Source organism: Sulfitobacter sp. SK025 (assembly GCF_003352105.1).
Lineage (GTDB): Bacteria > Pseudomonadota > Alphaproteobacteria > Rhodobacterales > Rhodobacteraceae > Sulfitobacter > Sulfitobacter pontiacus.
This window is the reverse complement of record NZ_CP025808.1, coordinates 2,522,275-2,539,802: the sequence shown is the minus strand read 5'-3', so window position 1 is coordinate 2,539,802 and position 17,528 is coordinate 2,522,275. Positions and strand designations below refer to the sequence as shown.

The following is a 17,528-nucleotide window of genomic DNA, read 5'->3' as shown; positions in this document are numbered from 1 at the left end:
GGAAATCCTCGCCGATGCCGAGTATTATGTGGTAATAACAGTAGGTTAAAGGCGGAAGTTCATCCCGCGATCCGCGCTATTTTTTGGCGTTCCCAAAGAACAGGGCCGCCATCTCATCCACCGCTTTGTCGCGGGTGGCGGGGATTTCCATCAGCACTTCGTGCTCTGCGCCGTCAATGATATGCAGCTTACCGCCTTTCCAAGTCTCCATACGGTCGTGGATGCGGCCCTTGTGCACGATACGTTCGTTGGACCCGAGGAATGTGGCGCAGGGCAGGCTGGGGGCAGCGCGCAGGGACAGATGCTTGGTCTCGGATAAAGCCTCGCGGAGCCAGATAAAGCTGGGCCCGCCCAAAGACAGTTCGGGATGGGCCGCCAGTTGCGTGCGCATCATCTCGTACATCTCGGGGTCGGTGGTGAGCATGTTGTTCTCGAACGGCGCGGTCGAGATATAGGATGCCGCCTGCGTGCCGATGGGCAGCTTGTAGCCCTGACCGATGCGCGGCATCAACTGTGTCAGCCCGGCCGCCACCAGACGCATGTGCGGCGCGATATGGATACCCCACATCGGCGCGGTAAAGGCGGCGGCCTGCACCGACAGACCCTCCATACAGGCGCGCAGGCCGATGGCCCCGCCCATGGAGTGCGCCAGCAGGAAATACGGGCGCGGCAGCTGCAAGGCGCGGGCTGTCCGCATCATGGCCGCCACGTCTTTTTGATAGTCAGAGAAGACATCGACATGGCCGATGTTACGGTCGGGGATCAACCGGTCCGACAGACCTTGCCCTCGCCAATCAATCGCCATGACCGCCAGCCCCTTTTTCGCAAAGGCGCTTGCGGTCATCGCATATTTTTCCACGTATTCGGTGCGGCCGGGGAAAAGCAGCACGGTGCCCTTTGCCCCGTCCAGCGGCCAATGCGCGACGCGCAGCTTTTTACCATCCGATGTCTCGGCCCAATGCGCCTGACCCGTTTCGGGCAGCGGCGCAATGTCGGTGAAAAAGGGCGCGGTTTCCAGCATATTAGGAGAGGACGGACGCCAGCTTCATCGCCATGCCCATGTCGCCGTCAATCTTGAGCTTGCCGCTCATGAAGGCACCGGTCGGGTTGGTATCGCCGGACAGGATCGCCTGGAAAGTTTCTGCGTCAGCAGAAAGGGTTACATCCGCATCTTCATCCGCGGCGCGTGCGCCGGTCGAATCCATCATGACAGTGCCTTCGTCTTCGATGTCGAACTTGGCTGTGCCGTCAAAGTCGGCCCCCGCCAGTTTTTCGTTCAGCACTGTTACAGCTTGGTTCACAATATCGCTCATCATACGCCCTTTTCTTGGCAAATGGTGCCGACACGTCTGGAATTGTGGCGGCAGCCTGTTACATTCACTCTTGTTATGGGCAACCGCATCGTCAACCTCAAACATACCGTCGCGGCACTTGGTCTCTGGGTGTTGCTTGGGGGTATAAGTTTCGCGCAAATGTCGCCCCCCGCGGCGGCGGAATTGCTGCAGGATTTACGCGATGCCCCCGCGGCAGAGGCGGCGCGAATCGAACGTGATGTGCAGCGCGCTTGGGCGCGGTCCGGCTCGGCCGCGATGGATTTGCTGTATTCCCGTGGTCGCGAAGCCATGTCAGAGGGGGACACCACCTTGGCGATCGCCCATCTGACAGCTCTGACGGATCACGCCCCTGATTTTGCCGAAGGCTATCATGCCCGTGCACAGGCCTATTTCGCCGCAGGTCTCTATGGCCCTGCAATCGATGATCTGGAAACGACGCTTGCCTTGAACCCGCAGCAGTATAACGCCATCTTCGGTCTGGGGGCGATCCTGCAGGAGTTTGGCGATCTGCGGGCGGCTGCCGATCTCTATCGCCGAGTGTTAAGCATTAACCCTCACCATGATAACGCGCAAAGGGCGCTCGACGGGCTGCGGCGCGACGGCATCGGGCGCACGCTTTAACGATCTAAGGAATTTCTGGTGGCAGGTGACAGCAGGGTCGTGGCCGTTTTGGGCCCGACCAATACAGGCAAGACGACCTATGCAATTGAACGGATGTTGGCGCATCGCACGGGGGTGATCGGGCTGCCGCTGCGTTTGCTCGCGCGCGAGGTCTATGACCGCATCGTTGCCCTGCGTGGCCCGTCCATCGTGGCACTGGTCACAGGCGAAGAGCGGATCGTGCCGCCGCGCACCCAATATTGGGTCTGCACCGTCGAGGCGATGCCCGAAGGCATGGGCGCTGATCTGGTTGCGGTCGATGAAATCCAGCTTTGTGCGGATCCAGAGAGGGGGCATGTCTTTACCGACCGTCTTTTGCGCGCGCGCGGTCAACACGAGACGCTTTTCATGGGGTCCGACACCATGCGTGGCTCAATCGCGGCGCTGGTGCCAGAGGCGCAGTTCATCCGGCGCGAGCGAATGTCCGAATTGATCTATTCTGGTCAGAAAAAGATAAGTCGTATGCGTCCACGCAGTGCGATCGTCGGGTTTTCGGTTGAGAATGTATATGCGATTGCAGAGCTGATCCGGCGTCAGAAGGGTGGTGCAGCGGTGGTTATGGGCGCGCTCAGCCCGCGCACACGCAACGCGCAGGTCGCCATGTATCAAAATGGCGAGGTCGACTATCTGGTGGCCACGGATGCCATCGGGATGGGGCTGAACCTTGATGTGGACCACGTCGCTTTCTCGGCGCTCAGCAAGTTTGACGGGCGTCGGATGCGACCCTTGGCCCCGAACGAACTGGCGCAGATTGCCGGACGGGCAGGACGTGGATTTAAAAGCGGTACATTCGGTGTCACGGGCGATGCGTCTCCGCTTGATGATGGTGTCGCGCGGGCCATTATGGATCATCAGTTCACACCGCAGAACAAGCTCAACTGGCGCAACCCGTCGCTGCAGTTCGGGTCCATTGACCGGCTGATCCAGACGCTTGAAATGTCGCCGGACAATGAGCGGTTGTTCAAAGCGCGCGAGGCCGATGATCTGCGGGCGCTCAAGAATCTCGCCGTGGATGCCGAGATCGCGGCGCGCTGTACCGATGGGCCGTCAGTACGTCTGTTGTGGGACGTCTGCCGGATTCCCGACTTTCGTGGTATAAGCCATGCAGAGCACGCCAGCCTGCTGGAGCAGATTTTCAACTTCCTGCATCAGCGCGGCTCCATCCCCGACGACTGGCTGGCGCGGCAAATTAAACGCATAGATCGAACCGATGGCGACATTGATGCGTTATCCAAACGATTGGCGTTTATTCGCACCTGGACCTACGTGACACAGCGCAAAGGCTGGACAGGTGACGAAAGCCATTGGCGACACGAGGCGCGTGTCGTAGAAGACAGACTGTCGGATGCGCTGCACGAGCGTCTGACCCAAAGATTTGTAGATCGGCGCACATCCGTGCTTTTGCGCCGGCTAGGACAGAAGGAAGCCATGGTGGCCGAAGTAAACGAGACCGGTGAAGTAACCGTTGAAGGCGAATTTGTTGGCAAGCTGGACGGGTTCCGCTTTCGCCAAGACAAAGGCGCAGGCGTTGCCGAAGATAAAACGATCAAAGCTGCATCGTTGCAGGCGCTGGCTCCTCAGTTCCATTTGCGGGCGGATCGTTTCTACAACGCGCCTGATACAGAGATTGATTTCACAGAGCAGGGCGGCCTCATGTGGGGCAGTTCTGCCGTGGGTAAACTGGTTGCGGGCTCCGATCCGCTGAAGCCCGGTGTCGAGGTCTTCGTCGATGACGTTGCGGGCCCCGAGGTCGCGCAAAAAGTGCAGCGCCGTTTGCAGCATTTCATCGACCGCAAGGTCGCAGCCCTGTTCGAGCCACTGATCGCGTTGTCCAAGGATGAGGCGCTGACCGGTCTGGCCCGTGGCTTTGCCTTCCGCATGGTTGAAAACCTTGGTATTTTGCCACGCGCTGATGTGGCGGACGAGGTGAAAGCCTTGGATCAGGACGCCCGTGGCGCGCTGCGCAAGCATGGTTTGCGTTTTGGTCAGTTCACCATCTTTATGCCGTTGTTGCTGAAGCCTGCGCCGACCCGTTTGCGTCTGGTGCTGTGGTCGATTTCCAAGGGGCTGAGCGAATTCCCTGAATCGCCGCCCCCTGGGCTGGTCACCATCCCCGTCGACACAAGCGCGCCTGAAGGCGCTGCGACGATGGCTGGGTACCGCAACGCGGGTGAACGCGCGATCCGTATCGATATGCTGGAACGTCTGGCCGATATGCTGCGCTCCGAAGATTCGCGTGGCGGGTTCGAGGCGAAGGCCGATATGCTGTCGATCACGGGTATGACGCTCGAACAATTCGCCACGTTGATGGAAGGTCTGGGCTATAAGGCCGAAAAGGCCGAGCGCACCAAGGTGAAAGCCGTTGATACTGTCGTGCCTCATGACGGTGCACCGATGGCTGCCGACAAAGGCGCAGACGCCGAGACGCCCGTGATGGATGTCGCGGACAAGCAACCAGCCGGTGGTATCGTCGAAGATCCGGCGGCTGCTCAGGCGGATGACATTGTGCCCGCAACCGCGGATATGCCCGATGACGGGATCGCCCCGATGGTCGAGGAACTGGCCGAGACACCAGAGGTCGACGACCACATCCCCGACACCCCTGCCGAGGAAAACCCCCAAGGTACTGCGCCTGACGCCGATATCGCAGGTGCCGAGCTTGAGACATATTATGTCTTCACCTGGGGACGCACACCTCGTGGCAATGCCCAAGGCCAGCGTCGCGGCGGCGGGGATCGCCCACAAGGGAAGGGGAAGCCCGGACCGCGTGGCAAAAAGGGTGCACCGCGTGGAGATAAGGGCGGTAAAGCCCAGAAGTTCAGCAGCAAGCCCGCCCGTGCCGAAAAGCCGATCGACCCCGACAACCCATTCGCCGCTGCGCTGATGGGGCTGAAAGACAACAAGTAATTGTCCGAAGCGCCGACAAAGCTGCGGCTTGATAAATGGCTGTGGCATGCGCGGTTTTATAAAACGCGTTCTCTGGCGGCTGCCCGCGTGCAAGCGGGGGCCGTCAGGGTCAACGGCAGCGTCGCGCAAAAGCGTGCGACGCTGGTTGTGGTTGGCGATGTGCTGACCTTTGCTATGGGCGACGATGTGCGGGTGATCCAGATAGAGGGCATCGGCACCCGCCGTGGTCCGGCCCCCGAGGCGCAGACGCTTTACACCGATCTGTCCCCGCCGGTCCCCCGATCCGAGAAAAAACAACCTGAAAATCCGGCATTTGAGGGAAAAGGGCGCCCCAGTAAGCGTGATCGCCGCGTGCTTGATCTTTCTCGGGCGCGCCACCTTGAATGATACGCTGTGCTGACGTATCTCCTGCGTTAAACCTGCCATAAAAGATGATGTTATGACCTATATCGTTAACGATGCCTGTATCGCCTGCAAATACACTGACTGCGTTGAAGTATGTCCGGTGGATTGCTTCTATGAGGGCGAAAACATGTTGGTCATTCATCCAGATGAATGCATCGACTGCGGCGTTTGCGAACCTGAATGCCCCGCCGACGCGATCCGCCCCGATACAGAGCCGGACATGGAGAAGTGGGTTGAATTCAACCGCAAATACTCCGAACTGTGGCCCGTGATCATCACCAAGAAAGACCCGCTGCCCGAGGCAGAGAAACGCGATGGTGAAGAAGGCAAGCTCGAGAAGTATTTCTCTGAAGCACCCGGCGAAGGCGGCTAAGCGATTCGCACTTGGGTGCATGGGGTGATCGCTGCGTGTGACGCCACCTGATCCCCTTTATTTATTCGATTAACACGTATTTGATCGAATCTATGCGGCCCCCCGCTTTCGGGGGGGCTAATTTTGTGATATACGTTGTCGCAAATGATGATACCTACGCGCCAAATCTCAACCGTTTTGCACAGGTTGAACCAGAACATCTGAAGTTATGAAATGAGGCTGACGGCTCTTTGGGCCGGTCGGCCTTTGTCGTTGTGACAGCATATTTACCCATGCGGGCCGTCCCCGCGCCCAAGGAGCCACTGTATGAGCAAGTCGAAGAAGCTAGATTTCCGCCCGAATGAATTCGTTGTTTATCCGGCGCATGGCGTTGGTCAGATCATCTCGGTCGAAGAGCAGGAAGTCGCGGGCATCTCGCTGGAGCTGTTCGTGATCGCGTTTGAAAAAGACAAGATGACGCTGCGGGTGCCCACCCATAAGGCGACGGAAATTGGCATGCGCGCGCTCAGCAGCCCTGATGTGATCAGCCATGCGATGAAAACCCTCAAGGGTAAGGCCAAGGTCAAACGCGCCATGTGGTCGCGCCGTGCGCAGGAATATGAGCAAAAGATCAACTCCGGTGATCTGATCGCCATCGCCGAAGTCGTACGCGACCTGCACCGCACCGACGACCAGCGCGAGCAAAGCTATTCCGAGCGTCAGCTGTATGAAGCCGCGCTTGAGCGACTGACCCGTGAAGTTGCCGCCGTCGCCGGTGGGGACGAACTGGCGGCCTCCAAGCAGGTCGGTGATGTGTTGGAAAGCCGCGTCGCCGCTGCCTGATCGCAACCGTTAAATTTTGAAAAGCCGCGCCTGATATCATATCGGGCGCGGCTTTTTGGTGTCTGAAGGGCGAGGGGGGCTACGACCCTTGGGTCTTATCCTCTTGGTCAATTCGGTTCAGGAAAGCGGTTTCCAGATCCTTTTGCAGCTCTTTCGCGCGCGCCACATAGGCTTTGTTCTCGCTTGGTGGGATGTCAGGGCGCCACAGGGCCGCCAGCTCGCGCACAGACGCACGGTCGTGCGAATAGAACATCCGCTGCGCCTCTGCCGCCTCGTAGTCGGAGAGCCCGAGATTCTCCAACACATAGCGCCCCGCCCGAAGCGAGCTGTCGAACATTTCGCGCACGATGTCATTCGCGCCGGCCTGGTATTGTTGGTACACATCTGTCCGGTCATGGGCGCGGGTTACGATATGCAGGTCGGGCCGTTCCTTGCGCGCATAGGCGATAAGCTGCAAGGCTGACTTGGGATCATCCAACGCGACAACCAGAACCTTGGCATCGCGCAGACCGGCCTTGCGCAGAATATCAGCGCGGGTCGGATCGCCCAGGAATGCCTTGAAGCCAAAGCGGCGCATGACGGCGATGGTTTCGGGGTTGTGGTCCAGAACGACGGTGCGAAAGCCACTGGCCTGCACCAGACGGTTCACAATCTGCCCGAACCGTCCGACACCCGCGATGATCACGGTGCCCTGCTCGTCAATCTCGTCCGCAACGATGGGGCCGGATTTCGTATCCATCCGTTTGCTGATCTGGTCATAGGTGATGAACAGCAGCGGCGTGATCAGCATCGATAGGGCGACGACCAGCAACAATGTCTCGGCCACGTCATTGGGCATGACCCCCGTGGCGACCGAGAAGCTGACCAGCACAAAGCCGAATTCACCCGCCTGCGCCAGACCTAGCGCAAAAAGCCAGCGGTCGCGCCCTTGCAGCTTGAACAGGGTGCCAAGGCCGTAAAGGATCAGGCCCTTCACCAGAATAACCAGCAGCGCCATCCCGACGATGATGATCGTATCGGCGAACAGCAGGTCAAAGTTGATACCCGCCCCCACGGTGATGAAGAACAGCCCCAGCAGCAGCCCTTTGAACGGCTCAAGGTCGGTTTCCAGTTCGTGCCGGAATTCGCTGCTGGCCAGTACCACGCCCGCAAGGAAGGCCCCAAGCGCGGGCGACAGGCCCACCAGCATCATCAGGAAGGAAATCCCGACGACGATCAGCAGGGCCAAAGCGGTATACATCTCGCGCAGCTTGGCAGCGTGGATAAACCGGAAAACGGGGCGGGTGAAAAACACGCCGGTGATGATGATCCCGGCAATGGCACCCAAGGTGACCAGCGTTATGGCCCAACCCGGCAGCCCCTGCACCAGTGAAATCGCCGCCTGCGCGGTTTCCGCACCATGACCCGCCGCCGCAGGACCGTGCCCCGAGGCTGCCTCTGCCCCGTGGGCGGCATCCTCGGGGTTCACCGAGATCGATCCGTCCGGTCGCATTTGCGCGGGCAGCTGCGCCACAAGCAGCGGCAGGAACGCGAGGATCGGGATCACCGCGATATCTTGCGTCAGCAGCACCGAAAAGACGGATCGTCCACCCGCTGTTTGCATCAAACCCTTTTCTGAAAGGGTTTGCAGCACGATCGCTGTTGACGACAGCGACAGCGTGAGGCCGATCGCAATCGCCACACCCATCGGTTGGTCATAAGCCATCGCGATGCCCATCAGCGCCGCAGCGCTAAGCACGACCTGCATCCCGCCAAGCCCCAGCAGACGGTGGCGCATGTTCCACAGGGCGCGGGGTTCAAGCTCTAGCCCGATGAGGAACAGCATCATCACGACACCAAATTCGGCGAAATGCTGCAAATCCTTGGTCTCCGATCCAACCAGCCCGAAGGCCGGCCCGATCAGGATCCCCGCGGCGAGATATCCCAGCACCGACCCCAGCCCCAGACGCGATGCGATGGGAACCGCAATCACCGCCGCAGCGAGATAGATCGAGGCTTGAAACAGGAAACCTTCCATAAGGGGCATACTTTCTTTGTGTCGGGCAGGCCCCGAGCGGGTCAATCAGGTGGGCAAGGGCCCGTCTCGTTTAAGCTGATCCATAACGATCTGGCTATGCACTTTTGCGACAGCACCATGGGGGAGCAGCACATCATGGATGAGGCGGTTCAGGCTGGGCAGGTCTGCACAATAGACGCGCAGCAAATAATCCGCATCCCCCGTCATCGTCCAGGCGCTAACGATTTCGGGGCGGGTGGCCAAAAGCCGCGCAAAACTGGCGGAATGTTCGGGCCCGTGGGTGCCCAGATGGACCTGCACAAACCCCTGTACCGTCAGCCCCAACCGTTCGGGGTTGAGCCGGGCCGTATAGCCTTGGATATACCCTTCGGTTTCAAGCCTTTGCCGCCGCCGACCTGCTTGGGACGGGGATAGGTGCAGCTTCTCTCCCAACTCTTGAGCAGTGAGATGCGCGTTCTTTTGCAGCGCCGCCAGCAGGCGTTTATCGATATCATCTAATGTCATGCGGTATTCTCACATAGAATGATAAAACCATGCGTCAACCCCGCGCGAATAGCCAGTCACACTTGTATGTTTGCGCAAAGATAGCGTGGTTCCGGCGATAGACTGCGCACGAACGCTATCAAAGGAGCATCTCATGGGTCCGTTTCCGCATGACGCCGAAAAATCCAAAATCACTGATGAAAACCCGGCCGGCACCGACGGGTTCGAATTCGTCGAATTCGCCAGCGCCGACCCGCAGGAGCTTCGCGATCTATTTACCCGTATGGGCTATGCCCATGTGGCGAACCACAAAACGCAGAAAATTGAACTCTGGCAGCAGGGGGACATTACCTATGTGCTGAACGCTGACCCTGACAGCTTTGCCGCAGGCTTTGTGGCCGAGCATGGCCCCTGTGCGCCGTCGATGGGCTGGCGGGTTGTGGATGCGCAAAAGGCGCTGGACCACGCTGTTTCCAAAGGGGCGGAGGAATATACAGGCGCAGGCAAGGTGCTGGATGTGCCCGCGATCAAGGGGATCGGCGGGTCTTTAATCTACTTTGTGGATCAGTATTACGACACGTCGCCCTATAACGAGGAATACGACTGGATCGCGCAATCCAAACCCGCTGGTGTCGGTTTCTACTATCTCGATCACCTGACGCATAATGTCTTTAAGGGGAACATGGACGTCTGGTTCAAGTTCTACGGCGATCTGTTCAATTTTCGCGAGATCCGGTTTTTCGATATTGAAGGCAAGTTTACCGGCCTTACCTCGCGTGCGCTGACATCTCCCTGCGGCCGCATCCGTATCCCGATCAACGAGGATCGCGACGAGAAGGGGCAGATCGTGGCCTATCTCAAGAAATACAACGGCGAGGGGATCCAGCACATCGCCGTGGGCGCGCGGAACATCTATGATGCGACGGATGCCATTGCGGACAACGGGTTGAAATTCATGCCCGGCCCGCCCGAGACCTACTATAAGATGAGCAAGGATCGCGTCACCGGCCACCAAGAGCCGCTTGATCGGATGAAGAAACACGGCATCCTGATTGACGGGGAAGGGGTCGTGGATGGCGGCGAAACCCGCATTTTGCTTCAGATATTCTCGAAAACTGTCATTGGGCCGATCTTCTTCGAGTTTATCGAGCGTAAAGGGGACGACGGTTTTGGCGAAGGGAACTTCAAGGCGCTGTTCGAGAGCATCGAGCAAGAACAAATCGACAGTGGCGAGTTGAGCGAAGCCTGAAACGACAGAAAGCCGCATCTTCGGATGCGGCTTTTTCATGTGGCGAGCAGTCAGATCTTGCGGGGTTTAGCCGCGGGGCATCTTGAGGACGACATCGCGCCCGCGGCGGTTATACCGCAATTCGGCCTCGCCAATCGCGGAGACGCGGCCGCCATCCAGACGATCCCCGACGGCAACCTTTTGGTACCGCCCGTTGCTCAGCCGGATCAAGGCGCGGCGGCTTGAGGGTTTGCCGTAGACTCCGATCAGATTGATTTGACGCAGTTTGATCGCATTTTTCACAGTTGCCTGCTTCGATACGGAGGCTTTCGATGGCAGGGAAGGCTGTACCACCTGCGGCGTGACCGCAGCCGGCGCACTGGCGACCGTCACAGGCGCAGGCTGCGCCCGTTCGGCCCGACGTACGATGCGCGAAAAGTTACCGGGGCGCGTGTCTGGTCGCTTGGACACTTCTGTCGCGTATTGCGTCGCGTTGTTCACGGGCTCTTGCGGCAAGGCGGCTTTGATCGCGGCGGCTGCGGCCTCTGCTGCGGCGTCAACCTCGGCCTGTTTGGCTGCAGCGGCGGCTTTGATGACGTCGGCGCTGCGCAGGGTCGGGCGGAATGCGGCAAGCTCGTTGCGGGTCACCCCGCCCAGATTGGCGCGCTCGTTCTGTTCGGGCAGATCCTCGGGGCGCAGCTTGGGGCGAAAGCCGAGCAGGGCCGCAACAACCGTATCCTCGACCTCTTCCTTTTCGACCGCACCGGGGCGGGCGAGGGTCGCAGGGGGCACACGGGCCGGTTGCCCGGCGAAAACCAAAACCCCATCCGCGTTCAACGTGCCATTCGGACTTGGAACAACCAGACCACGATCATCCAGTGTGAACGACGTGCCTGCCGCCGCCGGAGGGGCCGAGCTGATATCGACCGTATCCCCGCCAAAGGACGCGAGCGTCGGCAGTGCAACAGCGTCATTCGAGGTGCTGACGGGATCGATGCTGGTCATGAACAGATCATCCAGCGTCACCATCGACGGCGCCTTTGGTGTCTTTGGCGCGATGGCCCAAATGCCGGTTGTCGCGTATTTCGCTTCGATTTCCTGCGGGGTCAGCTCGCGTGGTTGCAGCTGCTGTGGCACGCGCATCGCGTCCAAAACCGCACCGTCCTCATCGCTGAGCGTGGGATCAAGCGCGGCGACAGTGGTGTCAGCCGTAGTCTCGGGCGCGGCCTGCGGTGCGATGGGGTCCTCGCGGCTTTCCACTTGCTGTTTGACCACCGGCTCCGGTGGGGCAGAGGCGGTCTGCGTGGTGTCACGACTGCCAAAAAGCCGCGAAAGCGCTAACCCATCATCAAGGAAGACAGACGCCCAAGCTGCGACGCCCGCGAGGAACACCAGCAAAGCTGCGGTCAGGACCAGCCCCAAAAAGCGCGGCTTGCCGCCGATGGACTGCTCTTTGCGGGCCCCGAAAACGGTCATCTGGTCGACTTCGCTGGCCCCCGTGGCAAGGGCCTTGCCGGGAATGGGGGCCGCTTTTGCGGCAATTGGTTTGGGCGGAGGTGGTGTCGCGCGGGGCTTGCGGCGTTTCAGAAAGCCGAAAGGCGACGACTTGGCAGGTTGTGTGTGTTTGGCACCGGTTAACGAACTGCTATCGGGGACCGGCCCGCCCGTGTGCGACAAAGGCTGCACGCTACCGCGCGCGGCGGCACCCGTGACGATGGGCGCGCTGCGTCGGCTGGAAAAATCCGCGGGGGCTTTGGTAGCGGCAGGTGCCGCGGGCGGGGCTTTGGACACGGCGGGCGCGGGCTTGGGTGTCGCTGCCGCATTTTTTTCAACAGAAGGGGCGGCTGGTTTCTGTGCCGCGGGTGCCGGTGCCTTTCCAGCTGACGCTTCGGGCGTTTTGGCGCGGGCGGGGGGCGACGCCTTGCTTGGCGGGGGCGTCACCGAGGGGGACGCGGGTGCAACGCGAGGCACGTCAAGCTTTGCCGCTTTGGGCGCGGGGGCGTCTGCTGGTTTCTGGCTTGCAGGCTGAGGCGCATCAGCCGTCTTTGCGTCCGGCTGTGCGGCATCAGCCGCCGGAGCATCCGACGTGCTGTCACCCTGGTGCGACGCATCCGCCGTCACATCATCGGCTTTACCGGGGTTTTCCGCCTCATCAGCCGTGCCCCCTTTCGGCGGCGAAGTATCCTCCGGCGGCAGTTCCACATCGCCCAGGATAACGAATGGCCCTTTGTCACGCTCCACAGAATCGCCCGGCTCCAACCACTTGGGGGCGGAGTCTGTTGGGCCGAAAAACGCCTCGCCGGTAAAATCATGATCGTCGGACTGGGCGGCAAAGCTGACGGGGTGAAAACGATGCTCGGTCGCGAAGGCTTCGGCCTCGGCCAGTGTTTCGCGGGCGACGGCGGCGATATGCGTGCGGGGGCCGTCATTGCTGATGTCAAAGACCAGATCTTCGACGGCATAGGGCGTCGCGCCATCAAGGGCCACTTCGGCCTGTTCGCGCCGCGCCTGATCGCTAAGCCCTGCGGTGTCGATCGTCATGTATTTGATTTGATCGTTCGGAATCAGCAGCTTACTGCGCAGGCCGCTCGGCTCTAGCGCGGTGGCGGTACTGCGCAAGGCGGCCAGTTGGGCGGCCATATCCTCGGCGTCGACGGCCACTTCGCCCACCTGCCGCCATCCATCAGGAGCGCGGTGCAGCAGGCGAATACCTTCGAAGGAGAGAGACAGTGCAAAATTGGGCTTCATTGGAACGCTTTTGACTAGAGGCATTGGGACGGTGGGACATTCGGACGGCAGCAGATTGCCAATACCATGCGGATCGCCTGCAAAACAGAGCGCCCGTTCACAGCAAAAGAATAGAGCAGTAGTTTGCTCATGAAAAGAGCGGAGCGCAGAGGAGGCTTGCGGCAACTTAGGCGGGAGGTCACATATGAAGCCAAGGGATATCACAGTAAAAAAAGGTCATGAATATGCGAATGTTGAAAATTGCCGCGATCGTCTGTGCCGGTTTCGCGTCAGGGGCGCTGGCGCAACAAGCGCCGCAGGGGATCACCGTGAATGGCGAGGGCGTTGTATCGCTTGCCCCTGATACCGCGACGATCCGCTTGGGCGTGAGCGAGCGGGCGGCCTCTGCTTCGGACGCAATGGCGCAGACTTCTGAAAAAGTGCGCGGCATTCTAGACCAATTGGACACATTGAAGATCGCGGGCCTCGACCGTCAGACCAGCGGGCTTTATCTGCGGCCCGTCTATGACAATCGCCCCCGCGAAGATGCGTCCCCGGTGGAAGTATCGGGCTATGAGGCGGGTAACACCGTCAGTGTGACGGTTCGCGATCTAAGCAAACTTGGGCAATTGCTGGACGCGGTCGTGGCCGAGGGCGCGAATGATTTCAACGGTTTGCAATTCGGATTGCAGGATAATGCAGCGGCGTTGGCCAAGGCACGAGAGAGGGCCGTTGAGGATGCGATGGCGCGTGCGCAGCAGCTTGCAGATGCCGCTGGCGTTAAGCTTGGTAAACTCACCAACATGTCCGAATCGAGCCAGGGTTTCCGCCCGATGGAAATGCGGGGTGCCCAGATGAAAACTATGGATATGCCCATCGAGACCGGAGAGATCGACATCAGCGCGCAAGTCACGCTGCAGTTCGAAATCGCCGAGGCTGACTAACCCTCTGCTGACTCGCGGCATTTGAAGGTTTGAATGGGTAAACATACCCCCGCCGAAGGGTTGCTTTGGCGGGGGTCTTTTATAGGTCGTAGCTTAAGCCGTCGCTTTGGCTAGCGCTTGATCAAGATCGGCGATCAGGTCGGCGGCATCCTCTGTTCCGATGGAAACGCGCACAACATTCGCGCCGGCGCCCGCGGCTTCTTGCTGCTCGGGGCTAAGCTGACGGTGCGTGGTGGAGGCAGAGTGGATGATCAGTGACCGGGTGTCGCCAAGATTTGCGACATGGCTGAAAATCTCCAACGCATTTACCAATTTGACGCAGGCGTCGTATCCGCCCTTCACCGCAAAGGTGAACAACCCGCCAGCCCCTTTGGGGCAAACGCTTTTCGCACGCTCGAAATAGGGCGAGGATTCGAGCCCCGCATAGGTGACATAGTCGACGCGGTCATCATTCTCGAGCCAAGTCGCGATTTTCTGGGCGTTTTCTACGTGGCGTTCCATGCGCAGCGAAAGTGTCTCTGTCCCCATCAGGGTGTAATGCGCGGCCTGCGGGTTCATCGTCATGCCAAGATCCCGCAAACCGATGGCGATGCCGTGGAAGGTAAAGGCCAAGCCGCCAAAGGTCTCGTGAAAGTTGAGACCGTGGTAAGCTGGTTCCGGTTGGCTCAGCGACGGGAATTTATCATTCGCGGACCAATCGAACTTGCCTGAATCCACAATACAGCCGCCGGTTACCGTGCCGTTGCCGGTCAGGTATTTCGTCGTCGAATGTACCACCAAAGTCGCGCCAAGTTCGATCGGGCGGCAAAGGTAGGGCGTCGCCGTTGTGTTGTCGATGATCAGCGGAACGCCTGCCGCATCCGCCACGTCGGCAATGGCACGCACGTCCATGATGTAGCCGCCAGGATTAGCGATAGCTTCGCCAAAGATCGCACGTGTATCGTCGTCAACCGCTGCTTTCACGGCATCAACGTCGTCGAAGTCGACAAACTTACAAGACCAACCGAAACGTTTGATCGTTTGGCTGAACTGCGTCACGGTGCCCCCATACAGACGGGTAGAGGCGATAATGTTTTTGCCCGGCCCCATCAGCGGGAACAGAGCCATAATCTGTGCCGCGTGCCCGGAAGAGCAACACACGGCACCAACGCCCCCCTCAAGCGTGGCGATGCGTTCCTGCAAGACAGCAACGGTCGGGTTCGTCAGGCGGGAATAGATGAACCCCACCTCTTGCAGGTTGAACAACGCCGCCGCGTGGTCCGCATCGCGAAACACATAGGCCGTGGTTTGGTAGATCGGCGTCTGCCTCGCACCGGTCGCCGGATCAGGTTTGGCCCCTGCGTGTATCTGCAGGGTATCAAAACCATAGTTGGGGCTATCTGTCATCGTTGTTCTCCCTAAAATTGTCTTCAATATGGTTAGGTGAACCGATGTAAACGCACAAGCTGTAGGTCGCTTCTGTCACGTTTAGGAGCTTGTTTACCGACTCGGATAAAATGCGGTCGACGCTACCGCATCCAGTAGCCGTTTGATTTCAAACGATTCCGAATGGCCTGCTCTTTGCGCGGCAGGTTGTCCTGATCAAAGAGAGCCCGCGCCTTGCGACCGCGGCCTTGATAGACCATCCGCTTGATCGGCTCCGAACCCTTTAAAATTTTCTTCAGTTTATTTGGTGCTGCAATCGTTTCTAAAGTGTCAACGACGTGGTCCGGTTCGCGTGCGTAAAGCAAGGGCAGCAGGCGATAGTGGCAGCTAACAGACCCGTCAATCAGCCCGTCAGGCAAGGTATCGCGCGCGCCACCAAGCGCATGAATAACTAGCGGCAACGCGACTTGGTCAAGCCAAGGGTCAAAAGACTGCGCGCACAGCTCTTCCGGCGCGTCATCCCGGATCGCCAGAGCATAGTGCAAAAACTTTTCACCAAATTCGTGAGGGCAGCGATAGAAAAAGAAGCCTGCGTTGAAATACAGATACCGTTGCCAATAGTCGTCGGGCTGAGACAGGTCGAGGCTGCTGTCAAAATCTAGGTCAAACTTGTCGTAAAGGGATTTCCACAGACCGGCGTATTGTGGTCCGTACAGCTGGGGAACAGGCCACGTGTTTGTGCGCCGCATGGATGCCATCGGGCGGTCAAAGTCGAAGGGGACCGACATCAGGTCGCCAGTGATCAACGTGTCCGTATCGAAGAAAACGAAGGGCTCACCTTTTGGAAGCGCATTGAGCATTTCGATTTTATTTCCATATGGATAGCTCCCGCCGAAGTGCTTTGTGTCAAACGGGATCACCTCTGCGCCAAGGTTGTGGAGCGCGCTGATAACATCGGGGTTCTTGATTCGTGGATCATCCGACCAAAGCGGGCCGGGCTGCGGCTCCATCACATAGAGGTTGCCCGAAAAATGGGGGCTGTGGTGGCGCAGCGATGCGGCAAACAACAGAGCCTCATAAGCCAGCCGCCCGTGTTGCCCGACGATCGCGATGTTGAAAGCCTGATCCGGCCGGGAAGCATGGGACACGGGTCACCCCTATCATTTCGTATGCGTTCTAAATGCATAAGATGTGTCACAAATTCACATCGGAACACAATGTATCAAACGGCTGTACCGCTATACTTAAGGATAGTCGAAAAGGGGAAAGTGGTGGGCGACCCTGGAATCGAACCAGGCGTGCGTCTCCGCGAGGGAGTTACAGTCCCCTGCCACACCTTGCGGCCTGTCGCCCACTTTCACCCTGTGCATTGCACCGGATGTGAAGGCGTGATTACAAGCGGGCAGTATAGGCGTCAAGGCGAAAACCGGCGCGAAATGCAGGGAATTTTACCTTGCGATGAAAGATAGAAGGTTCGGCGATGAAAAAACCTAAGTGGGTTGTGCAAAAAGAGCAGGAAAAGAAGGCAGATGTGAACCAAACAGTTTGGTTGTTTGGCCTTCATGCGGTGCGCGACGCGCTGGAAAATCCCGCGCGTGAAAAGATTAAGCTGATGGTTACGCCGAATGCTCAGATCAAGCTGGAAGAGGCGATTGCCAAGGCCGGTATCGAACCAGAGGTCGTTGATCCGAGAAAATTCCGCCCGCCGCTGGACCCCGGGTCGGTGCATCAAGGAGCCGTACTAGAGGTCAAACCGCTGAGCTGGGGGACGCTCAAGGATGTCTGCATCGGGGCTGAAGCACCGCGCGTGTTGCTGCTGGATCGGGTGACAGACCCGCATAACGTTGGTGCAATTCTGCGGTCCGCAGAGGTTTTAGGTGCATCGGCGGTTGTGGGCATGCGTCATCACGCTGCGCCCGAGACCGGGGCGCTTGCGAAAACAGCGAGTGGCGCGCTGGAGCGGCAGCCGTATTTGCGTGTCCGGAACCTAGCCGATGCGATCAAGGAGCTTCAATCGATGGGGTATCTTGTTCTTGGTCTGGACGGCGAAGCCGATATGACCGTCGAATCTGCGCTGGAGGGGAAGCGCGACCGTCCGGTGGCGCTTGTGCTGGGGGCCGAAGGGCCAGGTCTGCGTGAAAAAACCAAAGAAACCGTCGATGCGCTGGTCCGAATCGACGCAGGCGGCGGGTTCGGTTCGCTAAACGTGTCAAATGCAGCGGCAATCGCGCTATATGCGTCGCGGGATCACAGCTGAGCATAA

15 protein-coding genes and 1 tRNA gene are annotated in these 17,528 nt (G+C 59.2%); 8 read left to right on the top strand and 8 right to left on the bottom strand.

The genetic code is table 11. From position 1 onward, the window contains the following. Window positions 1-76 precede the first annotated feature (76 nt). Entirely contained in the window at window positions 77-1,021 is a 945-nt protein-coding gene (locus C1J04_RS12275; protein ID WP_009825025.1) for an alpha/beta fold hydrolase, read from the bottom strand. 1 nt (window position 1,022) lies between these two features. Next, window positions 1,023-1,313: an SCP2 sterol-binding domain-containing protein gene (locus C1J04_RS12270; protein WP_005849186.1), complete on the bottom strand. Its 291-nt coding sequence runs from the start codon at window positions 1,311-1,313 to the stop codon at window positions 1,023-1,025. A 75-nt stretch (window positions 1,314-1,388) separates the two neighbouring features. Here C1J04_RS12270 and C1J04_RS12265 point away from each other — a divergent pair, with 75 nt between their 5' ends. From C1J04_RS12265 to C1J04_RS12245, 5 genes are all read left to right on the top strand, one after another. After that, complete coding sequence (locus C1J04_RS12265) at window positions 1,389-1,955, top strand: tetratricopeptide repeat protein (protein WP_009825023.1); 567 nt, start codon at window positions 1,389-1,391, stop codon at window positions 1,953-1,955. A gap of 18 nt (window positions 1,956-1,973) precedes the next feature. Then, window positions 1,974-4,901, top strand: a complete 2,928-nt coding sequence (locus tag C1J04_RS12260) for a helicase-related protein (protein WP_037953816.1) — start codon at window positions 1,974-1,976, stop codon at window positions 4,899-4,901. Then, window positions 4,902-5,288, top strand: a complete 387-nt coding sequence (locus C1J04_RS12255) for an RNA-binding S4 domain-containing protein (protein WP_005849182.1) — start codon at window positions 4,902-4,904, stop codon at window positions 5,286-5,288. 52 nt (window positions 5,289-5,340) lie between these two features. After that, window positions 5,341-5,679 (top strand): ferredoxin FdxA, encoded by a 339-nt coding sequence (gene fdxA, locus C1J04_RS12250; protein WP_009825021.1) that lies wholly within the window; start codon window positions 5,341-5,343, stop codon window positions 5,677-5,679. A 306-nt stretch (window positions 5,680-5,985) separates the two neighbouring features. After that, a complete protein-coding gene (locus tag C1J04_RS12245) occupies window positions 5,986-6,501 on the top strand; it encodes a CarD family transcriptional regulator (protein WP_009825020.1) in 516 nt (171 codons plus the stop codon). A gap of 79 nt (window positions 6,502-6,580) precedes the next feature. Here C1J04_RS12245 and C1J04_RS12240 read toward each other — a convergent pair whose 3' ends face one another. Further along, the gene (locus C1J04_RS12240; RefSeq protein ID WP_005854327.1) at window positions 6,581-8,518 is read right to left on the bottom strand and encodes a cation:proton antiporter domain-containing protein; all 1,938 of its coding nucleotides are present in this window, start codon (window positions 8,516-8,518) and stop codon (window positions 6,581-6,583) included. A 45-nt stretch (window positions 8,519-8,563) separates the two neighbouring features. After that, entirely contained in the window at window positions 8,564-9,022 is a 459-nt protein-coding gene (locus C1J04_RS12235; protein WP_005854326.1) for an Lrp/AsnC family transcriptional regulator, read from the bottom strand. A gap of 133 nt (window positions 9,023-9,155) precedes the next feature. Between C1J04_RS12235 and hppD the strand changes: the two genes are divergently transcribed. Next, on the top strand, window positions 9,156-10,250 hold the full coding sequence (hppD, locus tag C1J04_RS12230; protein ID WP_009825019.1) for a 4-hydroxyphenylpyruvate dioxygenase: 1,095 nt from the start codon (window positions 9,156-9,158) through the stop codon (window positions 10,248-10,250). 66 nt (window positions 10,251-10,316) lie between these two features. On the opposite strand, the gene C1J04_RS12225 is transcribed toward hppD, so the two are convergent. Next, on the bottom strand, window positions 10,317-12,977 hold the full coding sequence (locus tag C1J04_RS12225) for a hypothetical protein (protein ID WP_009825018.1): 2,661 nt from the start codon (window positions 12,975-12,977) through the stop codon (window positions 10,317-10,319). A gap of 224 nt (window positions 12,978-13,201) precedes the next feature. Between C1J04_RS12225 and C1J04_RS12220 the strand changes: the two genes are divergently transcribed. Beyond that, window positions 13,202-13,900 carry an SIMPL domain-containing protein gene (locus C1J04_RS12220; protein ID WP_254655114.1) on the top strand — a complete coding sequence of 233 codons (699 nt, stop codon included), beginning with the start codon at window positions 13,202-13,204 and terminating at the stop codon, window positions 13,898-13,900. Between the two features lie 93 nt (window positions 13,901-13,993). Here the strand turns inward: C1J04_RS12220 and C1J04_RS12215 are convergent, their stop codons facing one another. The 3 genes from C1J04_RS12215 to C1J04_RS19350 all read right to left on the bottom strand — a co-directional run bounded on the left by C1J04_RS12215 (window position 13,994) and on the right by C1J04_RS19350 (window position 16,618). Continuing rightward, window positions 13,994-15,286, bottom strand: a complete 1,293-nt coding sequence (locus tag C1J04_RS12215; RefSeq protein ID WP_005854311.1) for an O-acetylhomoserine aminocarboxypropyltransferase/cysteine synthase family protein — start codon at window positions 15,284-15,286, stop codon at window positions 13,994-13,996. A 122-nt stretch (window positions 15,287-15,408) separates the two neighbouring features. Further along, window positions 15,409-16,413, bottom strand: a complete 1,005-nt coding sequence (locus C1J04_RS12210) for a hypothetical protein (protein WP_009825016.1) — start codon at window positions 16,411-16,413, stop codon at window positions 15,409-15,411. Window positions 16,414-16,534: 121 nt separating this feature from the next. Continuing rightward, window positions 16,535-16,618: transfer RNA gene (locus tag C1J04_RS19350), tRNA-Tyr, on the bottom strand. Window positions 16,619-16,745: 127 nt separating this feature from the next. Here C1J04_RS19350 and rlmB point away from each other — a divergent pair. Then, window positions 16,746-17,522, top strand: a complete 777-nt coding sequence (gene rlmB, locus C1J04_RS12205; RefSeq protein WP_009825015.1) for a 23S rRNA (guanosine(2251)-2'-O)-methyltransferase RlmB — start codon at window positions 16,746-16,748, stop codon at window positions 17,520-17,522. The last annotated feature ends 6 nt before the right edge of the window (window positions 17,523-17,528 follow it).